This is a genomic window from Chryseobacterium sp. POE27, from assembly GCF_039727685.1.
Lineage (GTDB): Bacteria > Bacteroidota > Bacteroidia > Flavobacteriales > Weeksellaceae > Chryseobacterium.
This window is the reverse complement of sequence record NZ_CP152475.1, coordinates 1,695,556-1,715,483: the sequence shown is the minus strand read 5'-3', so window position 1 is coordinate 1,715,483 and position 19,928 is coordinate 1,695,556. Positions and strand designations below refer to the sequence as shown.

Annotated in this window: 19 protein-coding genes and 3 pseudogenes; 13 read left to right on the top strand and 9 right to left on the bottom strand. The window is 35.7% G+C overall.

Features of this window, described 5'->3' with window-relative positions; translation table 11 throughout:
• The first annotated feature begins 45 nt into the window (after positions 1-45).
• From aspA to AAHI02_RS08070, 4 genes are all read left to right on the top strand, one after another.
• On the top strand, positions 46-1,446 hold the full coding sequence (gene aspA, locus AAHI02_RS08085) for an aspartate ammonia-lyase (RefSeq protein ID WP_346986198.1): 1,401 nt from the start codon (positions 46-48) through the stop codon (positions 1,444-1,446).
• A 19-nt stretch (positions 1,447-1,465) separates the two neighbouring features.
• Complete coding sequence (locus tag AAHI02_RS08080; protein WP_346986197.1) at positions 1,466-2,320, top strand: glycosyltransferase family 2 protein; 855 nt, start codon at positions 1,466-1,468, stop codon at positions 2,318-2,320.
• A gap of 60 nt (positions 2,321-2,380) precedes the next feature.
• Positions 2,381-2,989 carry a hypothetical protein gene (locus AAHI02_RS08075; RefSeq protein WP_346986196.1) on the top strand — a complete coding sequence of 203 codons (609 nt, stop codon included), beginning with the start codon at positions 2,381-2,383 and terminating at the stop codon, positions 2,987-2,989.
• A 61-nt stretch (positions 2,990-3,050) separates the two neighbouring features.
• Complete coding sequence (locus AAHI02_RS08070; protein ID WP_346986195.1) at positions 3,051-3,446, top strand: hypothetical protein; 396 nt, start codon at positions 3,051-3,053, stop codon at positions 3,444-3,446.
• Here the strand turns inward: AAHI02_RS08070 and AAHI02_RS08065 are convergent.
• The 4 genes and pseudogenes from AAHI02_RS08065 to AAHI02_RS08050 all read right to left on the bottom strand — a co-directional run bounded on the left by AAHI02_RS08065 (position 3,439) and on the right by AAHI02_RS08050 (position 6,480).
• Positions 3,439-4,916: pseudogene (locus tag AAHI02_RS08065) on the bottom strand (polysaccharide biosynthesis protein). The gene AAHI02_RS08070 and the pseudogene AAHI02_RS08065 sit on opposite strands and share 8 nt — an antisense overlap.
• 12 nt (positions 4,917-4,928) lie before the next feature.
• A complete protein-coding gene (locus AAHI02_RS08060) occupies positions 4,929-5,714 on the bottom strand; it encodes an FkbM family methyltransferase (protein ID WP_346986194.1) in 786 nt (261 codons plus the stop codon).
• Between the two features lie 99 nt (positions 5,715-5,813).
• On the bottom strand, positions 5,814-6,146 hold the full coding sequence (locus tag AAHI02_RS08055) for a DUF2461 family protein (RefSeq protein WP_346986193.1): 333 nt from the start codon (positions 6,144-6,146) through the stop codon (positions 5,814-5,816).
• Positions 6,061-6,480: a DUF2461 domain-containing protein gene (locus tag AAHI02_RS08050; RefSeq protein ID WP_346986192.1), complete on the bottom strand. Its 420-nt coding sequence runs from the start codon at positions 6,478-6,480 to the stop codon at positions 6,061-6,063. The genes AAHI02_RS08055 and AAHI02_RS08050 overlap by 86 nt, the downstream gene beginning before the upstream one ends.
• Positions 6,481-6,719: 239 nt before the next feature.
• On the opposite strand from AAHI02_RS08050, the pseudogene AAHI02_RS08045 reads away from it, so the two are divergent.
• From AAHI02_RS08045 to AAHI02_RS08015, 7 genes and pseudogenes are all read left to right on the top strand, one after another.
• Positions 6,720-8,415, top strand: a pseudogene (locus AAHI02_RS08045) (DEAD/DEAH box helicase).
• Between the two features lie 151 nt (positions 8,416-8,566).
• A complete protein-coding gene (locus AAHI02_RS08040; protein ID WP_042723220.1) occupies positions 8,567-9,205 on the top strand; it encodes a DUF47 family protein in 639 nt (212 codons plus the stop codon).
• 20 nt (positions 9,206-9,225) lie between these two features.
• Positions 9,226-10,368, top strand: coding sequence for an inorganic phosphate transporter (locus tag AAHI02_RS08035; protein ID WP_346986191.1), 1,143 nt, complete (start codon positions 9,226-9,228; stop codon positions 10,366-10,368).
• A gap of 241 nt (positions 10,369-10,609) precedes the next feature.
• Positions 10,610-11,581 (top strand): polyprenyl synthetase family protein, encoded by a 972-nt coding sequence (locus AAHI02_RS08030; protein WP_042723222.1) that lies wholly within the window; start codon positions 10,610-10,612, stop codon positions 11,579-11,581.
• Between the two features lie 74 nt (positions 11,582-11,655).
• Positions 11,656-12,616, top strand: a pseudogene (locus AAHI02_RS08025) (GSCFA domain-containing protein).
• Positions 12,609-13,136: a DUF4269 domain-containing protein gene (locus AAHI02_RS08020; protein ID WP_346986190.1), complete on the top strand. Its 528-nt coding sequence runs from the start codon at positions 12,609-12,611 to the stop codon at positions 13,134-13,136. The pseudogene AAHI02_RS08025 and the gene AAHI02_RS08020 overlap by 8 nt, the downstream one beginning before the upstream one ends.
• A 4-nt stretch (positions 13,137-13,140) precedes the next feature.
• Positions 13,141-13,905 carry a TatD family hydrolase gene (locus AAHI02_RS08015; RefSeq protein WP_346986189.1) on the top strand — a complete coding sequence of 255 codons (765 nt, stop codon included), beginning with the start codon at positions 13,141-13,143 and terminating at the stop codon, positions 13,903-13,905.
• Between the two features lie 33 nt (positions 13,906-13,938).
• On the opposite strand, the gene AAHI02_RS08010 is transcribed toward AAHI02_RS08015, so the two are convergent.
• Together AAHI02_RS08010 and AAHI02_RS08005 are read right to left on the bottom strand one after the other, a co-directional pair.
• Positions 13,939-15,237, bottom strand: a complete 1,299-nt coding sequence (locus AAHI02_RS08010; RefSeq protein ID WP_346986188.1) for a DEAD/DEAH box helicase — start codon at positions 15,235-15,237, stop codon at positions 13,939-13,941.
• A gap of 87 nt (positions 15,238-15,324) precedes the next feature.
• The gene (locus tag AAHI02_RS08005; RefSeq protein WP_346986187.1) at positions 15,325-15,813 is read right to left on the bottom strand and encodes a DUF6438 domain-containing protein; all 489 of its coding nucleotides are present in this window, start codon (positions 15,811-15,813) and stop codon (positions 15,325-15,327) included.
• A 139-nt stretch (positions 15,814-15,952) separates the two neighbouring features.
• On the opposite strand from AAHI02_RS08005, the gene AAHI02_RS08000 reads away from it, so the two are divergent.
• Entirely contained in the window at positions 15,953-16,684 is a 732-nt protein-coding gene (locus AAHI02_RS08000) for a class I SAM-dependent methyltransferase (RefSeq protein WP_346986186.1), read from the top strand.
• Between the two features lie 120 nt (positions 16,685-16,804).
• Here the strand turns inward: AAHI02_RS08000 and obgE are convergent, their stop codons facing one another.
• The 3 genes from obgE to hpt form a co-directional block, all read right to left on the bottom strand.
• Complete coding sequence (gene obgE, locus AAHI02_RS07995; protein ID WP_346986185.1) at positions 16,805-17,788, bottom strand: GTPase ObgE; 984 nt, start codon at positions 17,786-17,788, stop codon at positions 16,805-16,807.
• Between the two features lie 77 nt (positions 17,789-17,865).
• Entirely contained in the window at positions 17,866-18,444 is a 579-nt protein-coding gene (locus AAHI02_RS07990; protein ID WP_346986184.1) for an adenylate kinase, read from the bottom strand.
• 156 nt (positions 18,445-18,600) lie between these two features.
• Complete coding sequence (gene hpt, locus AAHI02_RS07985) at positions 18,601-19,155, bottom strand: hypoxanthine phosphoribosyltransferase (RefSeq protein ID WP_042721800.1); 555 nt, start codon at positions 19,153-19,155, stop codon at positions 18,601-18,603.
• Positions 19,156-19,748: 593 nt separating this feature from the next.
• Here hpt and AAHI02_RS07980 point away from each other — a divergent pair.
• Positions 19,749-19,895 carry a hypothetical protein gene (locus AAHI02_RS07980; protein WP_346986183.1) on the top strand — a complete coding sequence of 49 codons (147 nt, stop codon included), beginning with the start codon at positions 19,749-19,751 and terminating at the stop codon, positions 19,893-19,895.
• Positions 19,896-19,928: the final 33 nt, after the last annotated feature.

The following is a 19,928-nucleotide window of genomic DNA, read 5'->3' as shown; positions in this document are numbered from 1 at the left end:
AATTGGTACATGGTTAAATTGTTACATTAATTTATAACGTAAATTATGGAAAATTTCAGAAAAGAGAGCGATTTACTGGGCGAACTGGATGTGCCTGTAAATGCTTATTATGGAGTGCAGACACAAAGAGCGATTAATAATTTTAAAATTTCAGGTCAGCTTTTATCTTCATACCCGCAGTTCATCAGGGGGTTGGCTTTTGTGAAAAAAGCGGCTGCCAAAACAAATTATGAATTGGGTCTTCTTGATGAGAATCTGTATTTCAATATCGCTGAGGTCTGTGATGAAATTATCAACGGCGAACTTCACGAGCAGTTTCCTGTAGATATGATACAGGGAGGAGCAGGAACTTCAATCAATATGAATGCTAACGAAGTGATTGCCAACAGGGTTTTAGAGAAATTAGAAAAAAATAAAGGACAATACGAATTTTGTTCACCCAATGACCATATCAATCTTTCACAATCTACCAACGATGCGTATCCTACCGCAATAAAAATGGGATTGCTGCAGATGAATGCTACACTGGTAGAAAAATTGGAAAAAATCGTTGAAGCTTTCAGAGAAAAAGGAAGAGAATTTCACGATGTGATCAAAATGGGACGTACACAGCTTCAGGATGCCGTTCCGATGACTTTGGGACAGGAGTTTGAAGCATTTGCCGCAACACTGGAAGAAGATATTTCTAAATTAAATAACAACGCAAGCCTTTTTGTAGAAGTAAATATGGGGGCAACGGCCATCGGAACCGGACTGAATGCTCCCGTTGGATATGCTACACTTTGCGCGAAGAATCTGGCTCAGATTACTGGATTTCCGGTAGTTTCTGCGCCCGATCTTGTGGAAGCAACCCCTGATACTGGTTCTTACGTGATTTACTCTTCTGCAATGAAGCGTCTTGCCGTAAAGCTGTCGAAAATTTGTAATGATCTGAGACTGCTTTCTTCGGGACCAAGAGCCGGACTTTCTGAAATCAACCTTCCGCCGATGCAGCCGGGATCTTCCATCATGCCGGGTAAAGTGAATCCTGTTATTCCGGAAGTGGTTAATCAGGTTTGCTTTAAAGTTTTCGGGAACGATCTTACGGTGACTTTTGCCGCCGAAGCAGGACAGTTACAGCTTAATGTCATGGAGCCGGTACTTTCCCACGCCATCATGGAAAATATTCACTTTCTTTGCAATGCGTTGGATACGCTTCGTGAAAAATGTGTAATGGGAATTACCGCAAACCGTGAAGTTTGTTTAAACATGGTAAAACACAGCATAGGAATTGTAACAGCGCTCAATCCGTATATTGGATATAAACATTCGACAGAAATTGCAAAAGAAGCCCTGGAAACAGGAAAAAGTGTGTATAATCTGGTATTGGAAAAAGGTATTTTATCACAGGAAAAGCTGGACGAAATCCTTGATCCCAGAAATATGCTGAAACCACATAACAAATAAAATAAGTGATAATTTTAAAGTGAGGTTTTTAATCATAATTCCTGCACATAACGAAGAAAATAATCTTCCCTTTACTCTGGATTCTTTACAGCAACAAAGCTTTAAGGAATTCAAAGCAGTAATCGTGAACGATGGTTCTACGGACAATACAGCCGAAGTAATCCGAAAATATACCGATCTTGATCCGCGCTTTGAAACGGTTGATCTTCAAAAATCTGCACATCAGCCCGGATCAAAAGTTGTAAATGCATTTAAAAACGGCTTAAAAACTCAGGATTTAAATGAATTTGACATTATATGTAAATTTGATTCGGATGTTATTTTTCCTGAAAATTATCTTGAAAAAATAGAAGAATCATTCCGGAGTAATCCGAATTTTGGTTTGGTAGGTGGCCTTTTGTACGTTGAAAAAAATGGAAACTGGGTGTATGAAGGAAATTCTAATAAACACCATGTTCGTGGACCTTTAAAAGCATATCGTAAAGAAAGTTATCTGCAAATGAACGGAATCAGAGAAACGTTAGGCTGGGATAATATCGACTCGGTTCTTCTTCAAAATCTCGGTTGGAAAGAGGTTGTTCTTTCCGAGCTTCATGTAAAGCTAATCAAAGTGAAAGGAGCGGATTATACCATAAAACCAGCCGAATATTACGGGAAATATTTTTATTTTTTAGGGTTAAACAGATTTTTGGCTTACATTGCTTCATTTAAAGAAGCTGTAAAAATCAGATCTGTGTCTTTTTTCTTTACAATAATCAGAGCATATGAAAAGTGTCGCGCCGGAAAATTGGAATTAAAAATATCCGAAGAAGAACAAAAGGTCATCAACAGGCAACGCTGGCAAATGCTGAAGAAAAAATGGCTTAAAATATAAAAATGAACTTAACTGTTTGAATAAAACCAAAACAAGTTGGCTTTAGCTAAAATATAAAACTTGAAGAAAATAGCCTACATAGAAATTGATACGCACGCAGAAATTGCACAATCTTTCATGGAAATCATGAACGGTGCAGACTCATTTTCAGTGGATTATTATTTTTCGGAAAAGATTAAAAATCAGGTTGTTGAAAACGGAGAGTCAATTTTTATTTCTGACAGCTCAATGATTTTGGATCAGCTAAAATCAAAAAGATATGATCTTATTATTGTCGGGACTGTTCATCGTTATTTTAATACATTCAGGATAATTGCTGAAAAATATAATACTTCAGTTATTGTTCATAATATAAATTTCGTCAATATTTCTGCCTTAAGTTTATTCAAAAGTATTTTCAAAGCAGATTTGATGTACCGGCTGAAACTATGGTGGAAAGAAGGTTTATTTTATTCATCAAAAGTTTATCAGAAAGCGAAAAATCTTCTGGTTCTGGATGATGAACTGAGTTCTGAACGTTTCAGGTTTTTACCTCTTTTTTACACGAAATATGCAGAAAAACAGGACCGTAAACTTCTGACAATCGTTATTCCGGGAGGGGTTTCTCAGCAACGGAGAGACTATAAAAAAAGTATTTTCAGTCATAAAAAAACTGGAGGAATTATATAATTCAGATCTTCAGAAAAAACTGATAGAGTTTGTTTTTTTAGGAAAAGCAAAGAATGATGAATTGAAGCAAATTATTGATCTCGAAAGGTCTTTAAAATATATAAATATTACGTATTTTTCCGAAAGAGTTTCGCAGGCAGATTTTGATAAATGGATGCTGAAAGCTGATGTCTTATGGTGCCCGATTCAGCAGGAAACAGTTTTTTTCAGTCAGAAGGAAATATACGGAAAAACAAAAATGACCGGAAATTTAGGTGATGCCATAAAATTCGGAAAGCCGGCTGTTTTCCCAAAAAATTATCATTCTCATTTAGGATTTATTTTCCCTGAGCAGTCTGATATTATCAAACAATTTCAAGAACTTAAAAGTTTTCATTTTGATTTTCAGAAGGATTACAATAAAATAACAATTCAACAAAAGCTACAGAAAGTTCTCGGTGATCTGATTTCTATTTAAATTTAAAAATACTTTTAATGAAATTTTTGTTTACATAATCTTCAATCGGAAAAACCTTTGTAAAATAATTCCCTATGAAAATTAAAATCAGAACAACCGCAGGTTTGTAAACCAGATTGATGAAATTATTACTGAAATTCGGTAAAACAATCGCCACGGTAATCGCCAGCGTACAGATAATCGAAACAAAGATCATCTCAATCGTGAGTGGAGAGACTTTAAATACAATATAATTGAAAACAATTTTCACAACGTTGTAGGTCGTTAGTGAAATCGCTGTAGACAATGCAATACCGATCAGCTTTAAATCTGTGTTTTTCAGAAAGTAAAAATTCAAACTTATGGTTAATCCGGCAAGCAGAAGCATTACCAGAATATTGAATTTATAATACTTTGAAAGTGAAATAATATTACCGTTGAATCCTGTAGCAAGATCAATTAATACTGCTGATCCCCAGATCCAGACTACCGGTTCGTATTCCCTGAGCAATACCCCGTTTTTTGGCATGAAATACGTGAGATAAGGAAATCCGATCATAATACATGAAAACAGAACGGCTCCCAAAAAATACAATGTCAGCGATGTTTTTTTATGAAACTTATCCAATCCTTCCATGTCACCATCTGCCAGGTTTTTGCTGATAATCGGTGCTGAAATATTAAATAAGCCCAGCTGTGGGATTGAGATTAAAGAAATCAACGCATACAAGGTAGAGTAGATCCCATTTTCTTCCATTCCCATGTATTCGCCGATCATAAAGCTATTAATGGCCAGGTAATTCCCGAAAGTACCTAAAAAGCCGAAGAAACTGTAATTGGTAAATTCCTTCCAGAATCCGTCCTTCTTAAAGTAATCAGTACTGAAATCAAGATTGATTTTTTCCAGCTTATTCGTGTAATAGATGTACCCGAAGAGCATCAGTGCAAAGATCCCGAAGAAAAATGCCAGTGCAACTCGTTGTGAAAATGCAAAATAAAAAAAAGGCAAAAAGCGCCAAGATTGGCTATCTTAGGAAAAAGATTATCAAAAATATTGGAAACTACAATTCTTTTAAAGTTTGATACATATTTATTGAATATAGCGCAGAGCGATAAGACCAAAATGAGCGGAAGGACAATTTCTTTTAAATTCCATGCTTTTGTATTCAGAAATTTAGGATAAAAGTGGGGTAATATAAAAAATATGCCACAAAAAATGAGAAAATTGATTAAAATGGTAAGCAAGGACAGGGAAAGCATATTCTGGTTTTTTCCGTCTTTCTGTACACTGTGGAAAAATTTTACATTGGCGTAAGAAATTCCAAATACAACAAACGGAACCAGCATCTCTGCCGTCTGCATGCTATATCGGAGTGTGCCATAAAACACAAAATCGTTCGGAAAAATAAAAATTGCGGAAACGGTACCGAGCAGAAAACCTACATAGCCAATGATAGAATATTTAAAGCCTTGTCTTGCTACTACACTCATTCTTATTGGCTTTTAGGGATGAAAATGATATTGTTGATGTATTCTTTTTTTATTTTTTTCGTCGCTTATGTTTTTTAACAGTATTTCTTCCGTTAGTTTTTCTAGATTAAAAGTGGTTCTGTTCAGATATTTTGCATCGTAGCCCCAGGATTCTACTTCAGATATTTCCTGCCAAATTGAGGTTTCATGATGTCTTTGTTCCATTTCCACCATCAAAACTGGCAGGAACTTTTGGATAACTTCCCGGGCTCCGTAAAGTGTTTTCATTTCATTGCCTTCAACATCTATTTTGATGAAATCCATTTTGCTGAAGTTTTCAATAGCAGCCCAGTCATCAAGTCGTATTACTTTTACCTTTTCGGTATAGCTTTTTTCTTCGCCTTTTTCCTTGTAAGATGTATTCAGGGTTCCTCTGGACGCAATTGTTTTCCCATTGATAACAGGGACTTTAAATTCTGCCGTCGTATTTTCATCAGAAAGAGCTAACGGAAAAACCCTCATTGTCGGGAAAATTCTTTTCAGTCTTCTGTACAATTTTTTGTTGGGTTCAAAAGCATAAATATTTTCATGATTAAGCTTTTTTTCCAGCTGATACAAAAATGTACCTACATTGGCGCCGATATCAAGAATTACAGCATTTTTGGGTAAGAATTCTTTGATCCAAACCAATTCCGGTTCAACATTTCTCACGGAGAAATTGTCTTTGTTGAGATTATTTAAACTTTTAAAAAATCTTTTCTTATAAAAACCAGGACTGATATATTGTAGATTTTCAGCAATTCTTTGGTATAGAGACATTCTTTCGCTTTTGACAACAACAAAGATACATAAAAATGTTAAATAAGTGTTAAAACGATGTGTTTGTAAGCGATTGATTATCAGTGTTAAAAATTTAAGCTAATAAAAAGATGCGTTAAGGAAATCATTCAGAGGTTTCATTACTTTGAAAATTTTTGAAAGGTTTTCAGCCGCGTTTTTATCTGTAATTTCATCATCTTTAAGATCGTAAACAACAATAAAACTCTTTAGTTTCAGGTATTCTGCCATAGGATCTTCCTTTTCGAATCCCTGTGGTACTTTTTTAAGTTTGTCATCCTGATCCAGTTCCGGAAAATATTTTTTAAACTCTTTATCATTTAAAAGTTTAATAAAATCCTGTCCATACACTGAAATTTCTTTTCTCAATGTTTTCAGGACAGAAGATTCCGGCATATAAATTCCCCCCGGCAATAAAAGATTTCCCGGGTTCCAGGTGAAGGTAATATCCGCCTTTCTGGCTTCCTTTTCCCATGCCCAGCGAAGCTCCGAAATTGGTTTTGTAAGGGGTTTTGTCTTTTGAAAACCGGGTGTCACGGTAAATTCTGAATAAGGATTTTTTAGCATCAATTTTTCCAAGCTCAGCATCGAATTCCGACATTTCTTTAATAAGCTCTTCCAGGAATGATATGATGTTTTCCTGAGCTTCCGTATAAAGATTTTTATTTTCCGTAAACCATTCCCGGTTGTTATTTTTGGTCAGTTTTTTTAAGAAATCAAAAATTTTTGGAGAAATTGCTGCTGACATATTTTTTTATTTTCAATCAAATTTAATTAAAATTGATCAAATCGGAAAAACATTTTTTGTAGTATCAGGAGTAGCTGTGGAAAGAATAGTTATTAAATTAAAATTAAAAATAATGCGTTTTTTCTGCGGAAACTACAAAAGCATTATATGTTTTAAATATTAAATTATTGTTTCTGTAATAATAGTTAAAATGTAATTCAAATAATAATTGTATCTTTGCAAAAATTTTAAAATATTTAATGAATTTATTTACGGAAACCAATTTAAGTCCTGATATTCTTAAGGCAATTGGCGAACTGGGCTACGAAAGCCCGACAGAAATCCAAAAACAGACTATCCCTTTCATTCTTTCAGATATTCGCGACTTGATCGCACTTGCGCAGACTGGGACAGGCAAAACAGCAGCATTTTCGCTTCCGATTTTGGATATGATTGACGATACGAGTCGCAAAATCCAACTTTTGGTGCTTTGTCCGACACGGGAATTATGTCTTCAGATTACGAAAGACATTAAAAACTACTCCAAATACATGAAAGACATCAAAACGACAGCCGTTTATGGTGGAAGCAGTATTATGGATCAAATCAGATCTCTTAAGGATAAACCGCAGATTATCGTGGGAACTCCGGGTAGAGTAATCGACCTTATCAACAGAAAAGCATTAGATTTCTCCGCGATCCACTGGCTGGTTTTGGATGAAGCCGATGAAATGCTTTCCATGGGTTTCAAGGACGAACTGGAAACTATTCTCAGCGAAACGCCTGAAACCAAGCAGACTTTTCTTTTCTCTGCCACAATGAGCAAAGAAGTGGAAAGAATCTCTAAAAATTATTTAACAAAACCGCACAGAATTTCAGTGGGTTCTATTAACGAGGTTAAAAAGAACATCAAACATGAATATTATGTAATCGGTTATCGCCAGAAAAAAGAGGCCTTGAAGCGTCTTATTGATTCCAACCCGAATCAGTATTCCATTATTTTCTGCAGAACGAGAATGGAAACCCAGGAGATTGCTGATTTCCTGATGCAAAATGGATACGCAGCAGATGCTCTTCACGGAGATCTTTCTCAGGCACAGAGAGATACGGTAATGAAAAAATTCAGGTTAAAGAATATCGATATCCTGGTAGCGACAGATGTAGCTGCAAGAGGACTTGATGTAAATTCCCTGACACACGTTATTCATTATTCTTTACCTGATGATCCGGAAGTGTTTGTTCACCGAAGCGGAAGAACAGGAAGAGCCGGAAAAGACGGTATTTCCATTGCCCTGATCAAACCTGAAGAAAGCAGAAAGCTGAAGCAGATAAAATCGGTGACGAAGATCGAAATGCACGAAGGTAAAATTCCTACAGGAGAAGATATTATCAAAGCTCAGGTTGGAGGTGTTTTCGAAAGTCTTTTTGAGATCCACGAAGATTTCTTTGAATTTGACGATTCTCTGATTCCTGACCTGTCAGCATTTACGAAGGAGGAACTTGCTCATAAATTACTTCAGTTCCAGCTGAAAGATCTTGCACTTTATTACAAAGACAGACATGATCTGATGGATCAGAAACTGAGCAGCAGAGATGATGATGGTTCAAGAAGGGACAGAAGAGATCGCGACAGAGACAGAGGAAGAGATCGTGACAGAGGCGAAAGAAGCGAACGTAGCGAACGTAGCAGTAAACCGAGAAGGAAAAATGAAGATATGGTAAGATTCTTCTTTAATCTTGGTAAAAAAAGATCAATTGAAGAAGCTTGACGTATTGGATATCATCAATAAAGCGACTTCAGGTAAGAGCAAAAAAAGAGCAGAAATCGGCGATATTGAAATTCTTGAGAAATTCTCATTCTTCGAAGTTGAAAAATCATTTAAAGACAATGTATTGAGCAACATCGGATCAATGAAATTCAAAGGAAAGGAAATGAGAGCCGAAGTAGCAAACTAAGCTTCTCAAAATATACTGAAAACCGGCCGTAGCGCCGGTTTTTTTAGCTGATAATCAGCTTGTAGCACAATGTTAACAAAACTTAACCTAGTATTGTTTCAGGTAAGGTCCTTTTTTAGGAAATTTGCACACGAATTATAAATACTTAAAAATGGGAATTGGTAATATTTTCCACGCTTTTCAACCAAAAGATAAAATCTTCTTTGTACTTTTCGAAAAAGTAACTGAAAACCTAGTTGCAATGTCTGAAGATTTCAATACAGGAATCAAAGACTTTGATCTCAATGATGATTCCATGTTGAAAAAAATGAGCGACTTCGAACATAAAAATGACGAATTGACTCATGAGATTTTTGTGGAACTGGGAAAAAACTTCATCACTCCTTTCGACAGAGAAGATATTCACACACTGGCAACGGGATTAGATGATATTGCTGATTACATTTATGCTTCCACGAAGTATATTTTCCTGTACAAATCACCTGAGATGAAAGCGTATTCAGATTTTTCATTACTGATCCACAAGGCATGTCTTGAAATTCAGAATGCAATGAAAAACCTGAAAGGATTCAAAAATATGGAACAGGTAAAAGAAGCTTGTATTAAAGTAAACTCTATTGAAAATATTGCAGACGACCTTCTTTCCAATTCAATGGTAGAACTGTTCGAAACAAATGATGCCATTAATATCATTAAAGTTTCTTCTGTACTTAATTATCTTGAGATCGTAACTGATAAAGCAGAAGATGTTGCCAATACGATTGAGAACATTATGATTAAATACGCTTAATTAATAATTATAATTAAACAATGGAATTTCCGATTTTACTTATAGTTATTATTGTCTTGGCATTAATATTTGATTATATCAACGGTTTTCATGATGCAGCCAATTCAATTGCGACTATTGTTTCTACAAAAGTTTTAACCCCTTTCCAGGCTGTACTTTGGGCAGCATTATGGAATTTTGCGGCGTTCTTTATCGCTGCTTATATCATTGGCGAATTTAAAATCGGTAATACGATCGCAAAAACCGTTAATGAAAATTTTATCAACCTCGAAGTAATTTTTTCTGGTCTGATTGCCGCCATTGCCTGGAATCTTTTAACATGGTGGTTTGGTATTCCTTCTTCATCTTCCCATACACTGATCGGAGGATTTTTGGGAGCGGCGCTGATGCATGCTTTCATGATGGATTATCATAACGTGGCAGCGGCACAGCCTGCTCTTGGATTCTGGGAAACCTGTAAAGAGGCCTTCGGTCAGGTAACACACCAGAGTGTTGTGAAATTTAATAAGGTAATTCCTATTTTCCTGTTCATTTTCCTGGCACCGATCATAGGAATGATTATTTCTATTATTATTACACTCATTATTGTTCATCTTTATAAGAGATCAAATCCTCACAAAGCTGATAAATCTTTCAAAAGGTTACAATTGGGTTCTTCGGCGCTATTCAGTTTAGGTCACGGTCTGAATGATGCACAAAAGGTAATGGGGATCATTGGTGCGGCTTTAATTTATTATCATGTTGAAATGCTTCATGATCCTGTATATTTAAAGATACCTGCTGCCGGGCGTTTCGATTACTTTGCCGAGCATTATCTTTGGGTTCCGTTAGTATCATTTATTGCAATTGCATTAGGTACCATGAGCGGTGGATGGAAGATCATCAAAACGATGGGAACCAAAATCACAAAAGTTACTTCTTTAGAAGGCGTAAGTGCTGAAACAGCGGGAGCGATTACTTTATTTATCACCGATCACTTCGGAATTCCGGTTTCAACGACGCACACAATTACCGGTTCGATTATTGGGGTAGGTCTTACGAAAAGAATTTCTGCGGTAAGATGGGGGATCACCGTAAGCCTTCTTTGGGCCTGGGTTCTTACCATTCCTATTTCAGCGATTGTGGCAGGGATTACATATCTTGTCGTAACATTTTTATCTTAAATTTCAGAATTAATTTAAATAATAATACAACTTTGCTCATCCGGGCAAAGTTTTTTTTGTTTTATTGAATTGATATTTAGTTTTTTTAAGTATGTTATTAGCTAATGATAGAGATGAATTTTGTTTATTTTAATCAAATGAATTTAACACAAACTCTTTAATATTATTGATAAAACAGTGAGGATTTTTTACTTTAAAAAAGCCCCGAAAAATTGTATTTTTGCTTAAACTATTAGAATTTATGGAATTTTTAGACAGATACCAGCAGATTGTTGCGGACGCTATTGCTAAATATACTTTCAAAGACAAACCTGAAGAATTATATGAGCCGATGAATTACATTATTTCACACGGCGGAAAACGTCTTCGTCCGATTATGGTTCTTATGGCTTGTGATCTTTTCGGGGGCAATTTGAAAGAAGCGATCAAACCTGCCTTGGCAATCGAGTTTTTCCATAATTTTACGCTGATTCATGATGATATTATGGATGAAGCACCGTTAAGAAGAAATAAGCCCACTATTCATACCTTACACGGAATTAACGTTGGTATTCTATCCGGAGACGGCTTGATGCTGAAAGCCTACAAATTCTTTGAAGACCTTGAACCTGAAATTTTCAAGGCATGTGTAAGGATATTTACCCATACGGGATTACTGTTGTGTGAAGGACAACAATATGACATTAATTTTGAGACTCAGGAAAACGTGACTTTTGATGATTATATCAGAATGATCACCTACAAAACCGGTGTCCTGAGCGCTTCATCATTTGAAATCGGCGCATTGATTGCAAAAGCGAACTTTAAAGACGCAAAAGCGGTCTTCAATTTCGGAAAACATATCGGAATCGCATTCCAGATTATGGATGATTATCTTGATGTATTCGGAGATCAGGCTCAATTCGGAAAAAAGCACGCCGGAGATATTTATGAAAATAAAAAAACGGTTCTTTATCTGATGGCAAGAGAACATGCAACCGAAGAGGAAAGGAAAGAACTGGATTACTGGTATTCTAAAAAAACCGACAATATTGATAAAGTCTACGGAGTAGAAAAAATATTCAGAAGAACCAAAGTAGACGAGAAAGCATTACGATTAATTGAAAAACACAATGAAATCGGCCAGAGCTATCTTCAAAAAATTGATATTCCGGAGGAAAAGAAAAAACCGTTTGCGGAACTTGCCAATTATTTATTACGAAGAGAAAGCTAAAAGAGGTAGTAGATTTTAGGTTGCAGCTAGCAGTTTTGCCTGCAACCTAAGACCTTCAACCTATCATCTATACAATGAAATTCAGAACAGAAGTTAATATCAAAGAATCGAAGAAAAAAATAGATCTTGAGGATAGAATATTTTCAATAGGCTCCTGTTTTGCATCTGAAATGTCTGATCTTTTTTTGGCAGGGACAACTCCAGGCTTTGAATAATCCTTTTGGAACTGTTTTTAACCCCTTTTCCATCAGTAATTCTGTGAAAAGGCTCCATGATGCAGATTTTTATCATGAAGAGGAATTAATCACCTTTGAAGATGAATTTATCTCTCTGGATCATCATACAAGTTTTGATACACGATACATTCATCAGACATTAGAGCGAATTAATACTAATATTGAAGAAGGAAATTCTTTTCTTCAGGAAACGGACTGGGTAATAATTACTTACGGAACATCCTTTATTTACGAGTTTCTTCCGAAACAGAAGCTGGTAGCCAACTGTCACAAGATTCCGCAAAAATTCTTTGAGAAAAGATTACTAAGCCATCAGGAACTTACGGATTCCATTTGTAATACCGTACTGAACCTGAAAGATATCTGTAAAGATGATGTTCAGATTCTCTTTACCGTTTCACCCGTTCGCCATACAAAAGACGGAATGATTGAGAATCAATTAAGTAAATCTAAACTGATTACGGCTGTTCATGAAAGTATTCTGCAATTTGAAAACTGCCATTATCTTCCTGTATATGAAATTTTGATGGATGATCTCAGGGATTATCGTTTTTATAAAGAAGATATGATTCATCCTAATAACCAGGCGGTTAATTATATTTTTGAAAAATTCGGGAATGCTTATTTTTCTGATCCAACCAAAGAGTTTATCAAAGAAAACTTTAAAATTAATAAAGCATTAGAACACAGAACTAACGATGAAAAAGATCCTAAATATATCGAGTTTAAAGAAAAATTAAACGAGAAAATCGAAAATCAGCGGCAAAAAGTAAAGCATAAAATCTTTCAAAATGATTGATTTTACGACAATTAATTATCTGAAAACAGGAAATCAGAAACAAAAAAGAGCTTACGAAGTTCTAACGAAATACAGGATTTTTGAGAAATTAAAAGATTTTTCTCCACTTTTAGCCGGAACTGTTCCTATTGAAATTGATACTGAAGAGAGTGATCTTGATATTATTTGTGAGGTTGATCTCAGATTTGAAGAAAATTTTTTGGATGAGTTGATGTTCAGTAAATTGATTCCTTTTGATGGAGATGTCAAAGTTTCATATCCCATTTTGAATGGCGAAAAATGTATTACTTTAAATTTCATGTTAGAAGGATTTTCTATTGAAATTTTCGGACAAAATAAACCGACATTGTTGCAAAATGCTTGTCGTCATATGCTTGCCGAATATAGGATATTACAGGAAAAAGGAGAAGAATTTAAACAAAAAATAATAGAGTTAAAGAAAAAAGGAATCAAAACAGAACCGGCTTTCGGAATGTTGCTGGGACTGAAAAACCCTTATGAAGATCTATTAAAATTTTAAGAAAATGATTGATACACATACACATCTGTACGCAGAAGAATTTGATGAAGATAGAAAAGAAGCTATTGAAAGAGCTTTAAATAAAGGGATTGACAAATTTTATCTTCCCGCCATTGATTCAGAATCTCATGGGAAAATGCTTCAGCTTGAAGCAGAATACCCTGATCATATTTTCTCTATGATGGGACTGCATCCTTGTTACGTAAAACCCGAGACTTGGGAAAATGAGCTTGAAATTGTTAAAAATTATCTCGGCGAAAGAAAATTCCCGGCAATCGGCGAGATCGGTATTGATCTGTATTGGGATAAAACAACGCTTGATATTCAGGTAAAAGCTTTTGAACAGCAGATTGACTGGGCGATAGAAAAAGATCTTCCGATTGTGATCCACACCAGGGAAAGTTTTAATGAAACATTTGAGGTGCTGGAACGAAAAAAACATCCAAAACTGAGAGGAATTTTTCACTGCTTTTCAGGGAATCTTGAACAGGCAAAACATGCCATTGATCTTAATTTCATCCTGGGAATCGGTGGAGTAGTGACCTTTAAAAATGGTAAAATCGATCAGTTCCTGAATGAAATTCCTTTAGATAAAATCGTTCTGGAAACAGATTCTCCATATCTCGCGCCTGTTCCGCACAGAGGAAAAAGGAATGAAAGTGCTTATCTTGATCTGGTTGCCGGAAAACTCGTGAATATCTACGGAAAAGATTTTTCAGAAATCGACAGGATCACGACAGAAAATGCAAACAAAATTTTTAATCATTAAATATAAAAGTCTTCCGATTTGGAAGACTTTCTTTTATTTTTTTCGTGTAAAGTTTTTGTTCTTAGGCTTCTTAAATCCAACGGGTGCAGATGAAGATTCATTATTCCTGTTTTTGGGTCTCGGAGGATTTGATCTTGGAGGTCTTGGTTTGTCGGCTCCGGCTGTAAAAGGTTTGTTATTAGAATCTCTTTTCTGCGCGACAAGATTGTCTGTGTGGAAAGGGTGATCTTTAATCACAGGGATCTTTTTTCCGATCAGCTTTTCAGTATTTTTAAGATTTAGTAAATCCAGTCCGTCCACAAAAGAAATAGAGGTTCCTTCCGCGCCGGCTCTTCCCGTTCTTCCGATTCGGTGAACATAGGTTTCAGAAACGTCAGAAAGCTCGAAATTAATGACGAATTTAAGCTCATCAATATCAATTCCTCTTGCAGCAATATCAGTGGCTACCAAAACCCTTGTCTTGCCGGATTTAAAATTGTTTAAAGCATTCTGACGCGCATTCTGGGATTTATTTCCGTGAATAGCTTCCGTCGTAATATGATCTTTCTGCAGTTTTCGGGCAATCTTGTCGGCGCCGTGTTTAGTTCTTGAAAAAACCAATACGGAATCCGAAATATCATTCTTTAAAATATGGGTCAAAAGGTCCAGCTTATTGTCTTTTTCCACAAAATAAACCGATTGCTTTATCGTATCCGCTGTCGAAGAAACCGGTGTTACTTCTACCTTCACAGGATTGTTGAGTATAGAATCTGCAAGTTTCTGAATCTCTGCCGGCATGGTAGCCGAGAAAAATAAAGTCTGTCTTTTCTGAGGTAATAGCTTGATAACTCTTTTTACATCATGCACAAAACCCATGTCAAGCATCCTGTCAGCCTCGTCCAATACGAAGATTTCAATATTTTTTAGACTGATGATACCCTGTGAGATAAAATCCAGTAATCTTCCGGGAGTTGCTACCAATATATCAACCCCTTTTTTCAATGCATTTTCCTGGTTTCCCTGCTTTACACCTCCGAAAATAACGAGATGTCTTAACGGTAAATATTTTCCGTAGGCTTTAATATTTTCTTCAATCTGGATCGCCAGTTCTCTGGTAGGTGTCAGGATTAAAGCTTTGATATGATTCGAAGGTCTGTTTTTAGAAAGATTCTGTAAAATAGGAATAGCAAATGCCGCCGTTTTTCCAGTCCCTGTCTGCGCGCATCCCAGGAAATCTCTTCCTTTCGTAATTTCAGGAATAGATTTTTCCTGAATGGGCGTAGGGTTGGTATATCCTTGTTCCTTAATTGCTTTTGCAATAGGCTCGATTAAGTTTAAATCTGTAAAATTCAAATGAATTGTTTTTATAATTACAACAAAAATTCCTTCATCTTGAAGGAATTGTATTTTGCAAAGGTAGTTTAAATATTTTTAAATAAGTTAATTCACTTTTGTCCACTGCTGATTCTTTCTCAGATCCTCAAAAAACTTGTACAATTCTGATAATTTTTCACTACCGCGTTTACCGTAATCTTCAATGTGTTTTGTGGTTCCGTCTGCAAACTGGATTCTTAGATGTGAGGAAGGAAGATCAGTTACATTCTTTTCTCCGTAATTATCATTAAGGTTTTTTACGTCAAGTCCGTCCAAAAGGGCAATCAGTTTATTGTAATCTTCCTGTTTAATGGTACCTTTAAAAGTTCCCTCGCGAGGTTTTGAAAATTCATCTTTGGAAGGTTTGTCACTGAAATTAAAATGTTCTGCTTCAAAAACTGCAGTTCTGTCAGGATTGATGGTCAATTTAAAAACCGGGCAGAATCCAAAGCAAGGTGTCGCTTCATACTCAATTTTAGAGTATTTTGAATCCAATTTCTGAGAAGTGCATGAAAATAAAAAGATGAAGGCACAAATGCCAAGTAAATATTTCATAGTATAAATTTGTTTTTGGTCTTTCAAGAACCGTTCCAAAGGGAGATGTAAGGAAATATTACAGAGAAATTTAATGTAGAAAGGGCTTTTCAGATAATTTTTTGTTATTTTGAGGCTTGTAATTTCATGCCTTTTATTCATGTATAATTTTTTTAAATCAATTGCTAAAGTTTTAATTCCCCAGCAGGTACTTATCAATAATGAAGAAAACTTCAGAAAATTAATGATTCCTTTTTATAAAGGAAATAATAATGAATGTAATGTTTGCGGAACAAAACTGAAAGGCTTCGCGGAATTGCCTAATGGAGAAAAAATATGTCCGATATGTGGCAGTCTTCCCAGGGCGAGAAGGCTCTATAATCTTTTGGAGACAGAATTTCTGAAGCCGGGGATTTCCTTTCTGGATTTTTCTCCCTTCAGAATTTTATATAAAAAATTAAAAAGTAAAAAAAACATCCAGTACTTTTCATCAGATTATGAAGACGATTTTCTGGCAGATTATCATTTCGATATCAGAAATATAGATGTTGAAGATAACAAATTTGATCTGATCACATGTTATCACATTCTGGAACACGTCATTGAAGATACAGATGCCATGAAAGATTTGCACAGGGTATTGAAACCCGGCGGTAATTTGCTGGTCCAGACTCCGTTTAAAGATGGCGATATTTATGAAGATTACAGCATTACGACTCCTGAGGACAGATTAAAATATTTCGGACAGGATAATCATGTAAGGATATATTCCGTTGAAGGTTTAAAAGAAAGACTCGAAGGCGCAGGTTTTAATGTTGAAATAAGAAATTTTTCAGCTGACCATTACTATGGATTGTCGGATCAGGAAAAAATACTGGTTTGCACAAAGTAAAATTATTAATTGAATAAAAAAAGGAGAGACTCGTAAGTTTCTCCTTTGTTTTTTTTGAATGTTTTTATTTAGCCGGCCCTGTAAAAAATCTACCTAAAGAAAAATTTTACAGTCAGGTAATTATCCGTGTAATTGCTTCCAGATGGCATCTTTCAACTCAATAAGACCTTCTCCGGTAACACCCGAGAAAAATAACGGTTGTTTGTTTTCCGGAAATTCTGCGGCGATTTCCTTTTTCAGTTCGTCATCCAGAAGATCAGATTTTGAAATGGAGATAATGAAATCTTTATCCATTAATTCAGGATTATATTCTTTCAGCTCATTTTCCAGTATTTTAAACTCCTGGAAATGATCTTCAGAATCGGCCGGAATTAAAAACAGCAGGATGGAATTTCTTTCAATATGTCTTAAAAACCTGTGCCCTAAGCCTTTACCTTCTGCTGCCCCTTCGATGATTCCCGGAATATCTGCCATTACAAAAGATTTATAATTTCTGTAATCAACAATTCCTAAATTGGGCGTTAATGTAGTAAATGCATAATCGGCAATTTTCGGTTTAGCCGCAGAAACAGATGCCAATAAGGTAGACTTTCCGGCATTCGGGAAACCGACAAGACCTACATCTGCAAGAATTTTAAGCTCAAATACGACATAACCTTCCTGACCATCCATTCCGGGTTGCGCAAATCGGGGAGTCTGGTTGGTAGAAGATTTAAAATGTTCGTTTCCTTTTCCTCCCATTCCTCCTTCCATCAGGATGATTTCCTGACCATCTTCCATGATTTCTCCGATGATCTCTCCGTCTTCATTTTTGGCAATTGTCCCGATCGGAACTTCGATATATACATCGGCTCCGTAAGCTCCTGTTAATTGGTTTTTTCCTCCGTTTTCACCACGTTCCGCTTTTACGTGACGGGTATAACGAAGAGGGAGTAAAGTCCATTCGTTGGCATTTCCTTTCATGATGACGTGACCGCCGCGGCCTCCGTCGCCACCGTCAGGTCCACCTTTGGGAATGTATTTTTCACGGCGAAGATGTGCAGAACCTGCACCTCCATGACCGCTTTTACAATGAATCTTTACGTAATCTACAAAATTTGACATAATTTTTAATCGTCAGTTAATGGTTGACAGTTGATGCTGCTGATGATGACAATCAACTGTCAACGATCAACTTTAATCTATTTTACTTTTTCTACTTCAGCGAAAAGTTTTTCGGAGATTTCGTTGATGTCTCCGACACCGTTGATCTCTACATATTTGCCTTGCTGCTTGTACAGTTCGGCCACTTCTGCTGTTTTTGCGTAGTATTCTTTTATTCTGTTTTCGATGATCTCTACATTGCTGTCGTCTGATCTTCCGCTGATTTCTCCTCTTTTCAAAAGTCTTTCAACTAAAATCTTATCTTCAACGACCAATGAAAGGCAGATGTCGATCTCATCATTCAATTCTTCTTTTACGATTTTTTCCAGCGCTTCTGTCTGAACAGCAGTTCTCGGATAACCGTCGAAAATAAATCCTGCAGTATCGGTCGGTTTTCTGATCTCGTCTACCAGCATATCAGTTGTTACCTGATCCGGAACGAGTTCTCCCTTATCGATATAAGATTTTGCAAGTTTCCCCAATTCTGTATCATTTTTAATGTTGAATCTGAAAAGGTCACCTGTTGAGATCTGCTTCAAGTTGAATTTCTCGATTAAGTTTTGCGCTTGCGTACCTTTTCCGCTTCCCGGAGGGCCGAACAGAACAATGTTTATCATAATGTTGAAGGGCTTCTGGCGATGGCATATGGCTTTTGGTTTTCACCATTCACATACTTGCTTCCTGCCTTTAGCATTTTTAAGTTATTATTAAATTTATTTCTTTATTTATTTTACTTTTTAAGCTAAAAGCTATCAGCTAATAGCCAACAGCGTTTAATGATTGATTTGTCCTTCTTCCAGTTGGTACAAATTGGGTAGGTTTCTTCCCAGTTCATCATAATCCAGTCCGTATCCTAAGACAAATTTATTGGGGATTTCCTTTCCGATATAATCCAGCTTGAAATCTTTTTTATACACTTCGGGTTTCAATAAGAAAGAAGCTATTTTTACCGATTTCGGACGCTGTGTTTCATTGAAATATTTAAAAAGACTTTCAACAGTATTTCCTGTATCTACAATATCTTCTACAAGAATGATATGGCGGTCTTTTACATCTTTCGTAAGTTCCATTTTCTGGTAAACAATTCCTGTAGATTCTGTTCCTGCATAAGAGCTCATCTGGATAAAAGCAATCTCACAGTTTCCGGGATAATGCTTCAGAAGGTCCGAAAAGAACATGATCACCCCGTTCAGAACTCCGATGAAAACCGGAACTTCATCCTTATAATCTTCATAAATTTTTAAAGCCGTAGCTTTTACAATCTCCTGAATTTCGGCATCCTCCAGATAAGGAACGAAAGTTTTGTCGTGAACTTGAATACTTTCCATAAAATTTTTAGTAGTCTGCAAAGTTAAGGATTTTTGATGAAAGTATTTTATGAGTTTGAATGGGATTGTTTTTAGGGTAAATGAATTTTGTGTACTCTGAATAACATAAAGAATATAATATAAAGTACATTATCGTGAATTCTATTGAAAAAAAATATTTTGATCCTTATAAAATTTTTTAGAATTTCTTTAGTGATTCTTTTCATTTTCTTAAAGTTTCTGAAACGAAGATAGAATGAAATTTTTCATTTTCAAGCACTTGTGAAAACTATGACGGGATTTGACGCGTTTTGACCGGTTTCCGAGGTACTATCCTTAAGCGACTACCTTTTGAGAGAGTGTATAGGCGTTCATAATGCATTCTGAACTCTGAAAATAATGTGTCTTTGCGAAAAGTTTTCAAACAATATTGAGCTATCATACTTTGAATCTATCACCCATGTCAATAATTATATTTTGTTCATATTATTTTAAACAACCTTTCTAACATTTTCAATCTTTCTGAGAAGACATGATTTTCAAACTAATACTACAATATTTTCTTTTTCTTGGGATTATTTTTGTAAAAAAGAATTTAAAAACTAATTAAAATCATGGAAACAATCTTTCCGTACATTTTTTTGATGTATATACTTTTATTTTCCCAGACCACAGTTTTCGGTAGTGTTCCCGGACTTTCTTTTCGTGAGAATAATGTAAAAGACAGTATTTATACAACAGATTCTTTAACAATAGACTAATGAACTATCACCTCGTTAAAAATCCTGCAGCAA

What these genes read in the sequence shown, in the direction of transcription:
- aspA (WP_346986198.1), top strand. Translation starts at nt 46, where the DNA reads ATGGAAAATTTCAGAAAAGAGAGCGATTTACTGGGCGAACTGGATGTG.
- AAHI02_RS08060 (WP_346986194.1), bottom strand. Translation starts at nt 5,714, where the DNA reads ATGTCTCTATACCAAAGAATTGCTGAAAATCTACAATATATCAGTCCT.
- AAHI02_RS08050 (WP_346986192.1), bottom strand. Translation starts at nt 6,480, where the DNA reads ATGTCAGCAGCAATTTCTCCAAAAATTTTTGATTTCTTAAAAAAACTG.
- AAHI02_RS08040 (WP_042723220.1), top strand. Translation starts at nt 8,567, where the DNA reads ATGGGAATTGGTAATATTTTCCACGCTTTTCAACCAAAAGATAAAATC.
- AAHI02_RS08035 (WP_346986191.1), top strand. Translation starts at nt 9,226, where the DNA reads ATGGAATTTCCGATTTTACTTATAGTTATTATTGTCTTGGCATTAATA.
- AAHI02_RS08030 (WP_042723222.1), top strand. Translation starts at nt 10,610, where the DNA reads ATGGAATTTTTAGACAGATACCAGCAGATTGTTGCGGACGCTATTGCT.
- AAHI02_RS08020 (WP_346986190.1), top strand. Translation starts at nt 12,609, where the DNA reads ATGATTGATTTTACGACAATTAATTATCTGAAAACAGGAAATCAGAAA.
- AAHI02_RS08015 (WP_346986189.1), top strand. Translation starts at nt 13,141, where the DNA reads ATGATTGATACACATACACATCTGTACGCAGAAGAATTTGATGAAGAT.
- AAHI02_RS08005 (WP_346986187.1), bottom strand. Translation starts at nt 15,813, where the DNA reads ATGAAATATTTACTTGGCATTTGTGCCTTCATCTTTTTATTTTCATGC.
- AAHI02_RS08000 (WP_346986186.1), top strand. Translation starts at nt 15,953, where the DNA reads ATGTATAATTTTTTTAAATCAATTGCTAAAGTTTTAATTCCCCAGCAG.
- obgE (WP_346986185.1), bottom strand. Translation starts at nt 17,788, where the DNA reads ATGTCAAATTTTGTAGATTACGTAAAGATTCATTGTAAAAGCGGTCAT.
- AAHI02_RS07990 (WP_346986184.1), bottom strand. Translation starts at nt 18,444, where the DNA reads ATGATAAACATTGTTCTGTTCGGCCCTCCGGGAAGCGGAAAAGGTACG.
- hpt (WP_042721800.1), bottom strand. Translation starts at nt 19,155, where the DNA reads ATGGAAAGTATTCAAGTTCACGACAAAACTTTCGTTCCTTATCTGGAG.
- AAHI02_RS07980 (WP_346986183.1), top strand. Translation starts at nt 19,749, where the DNA reads ATGGAAACAATCTTTCCGTACATTTTTTTGATGTATATACTTTTATTT.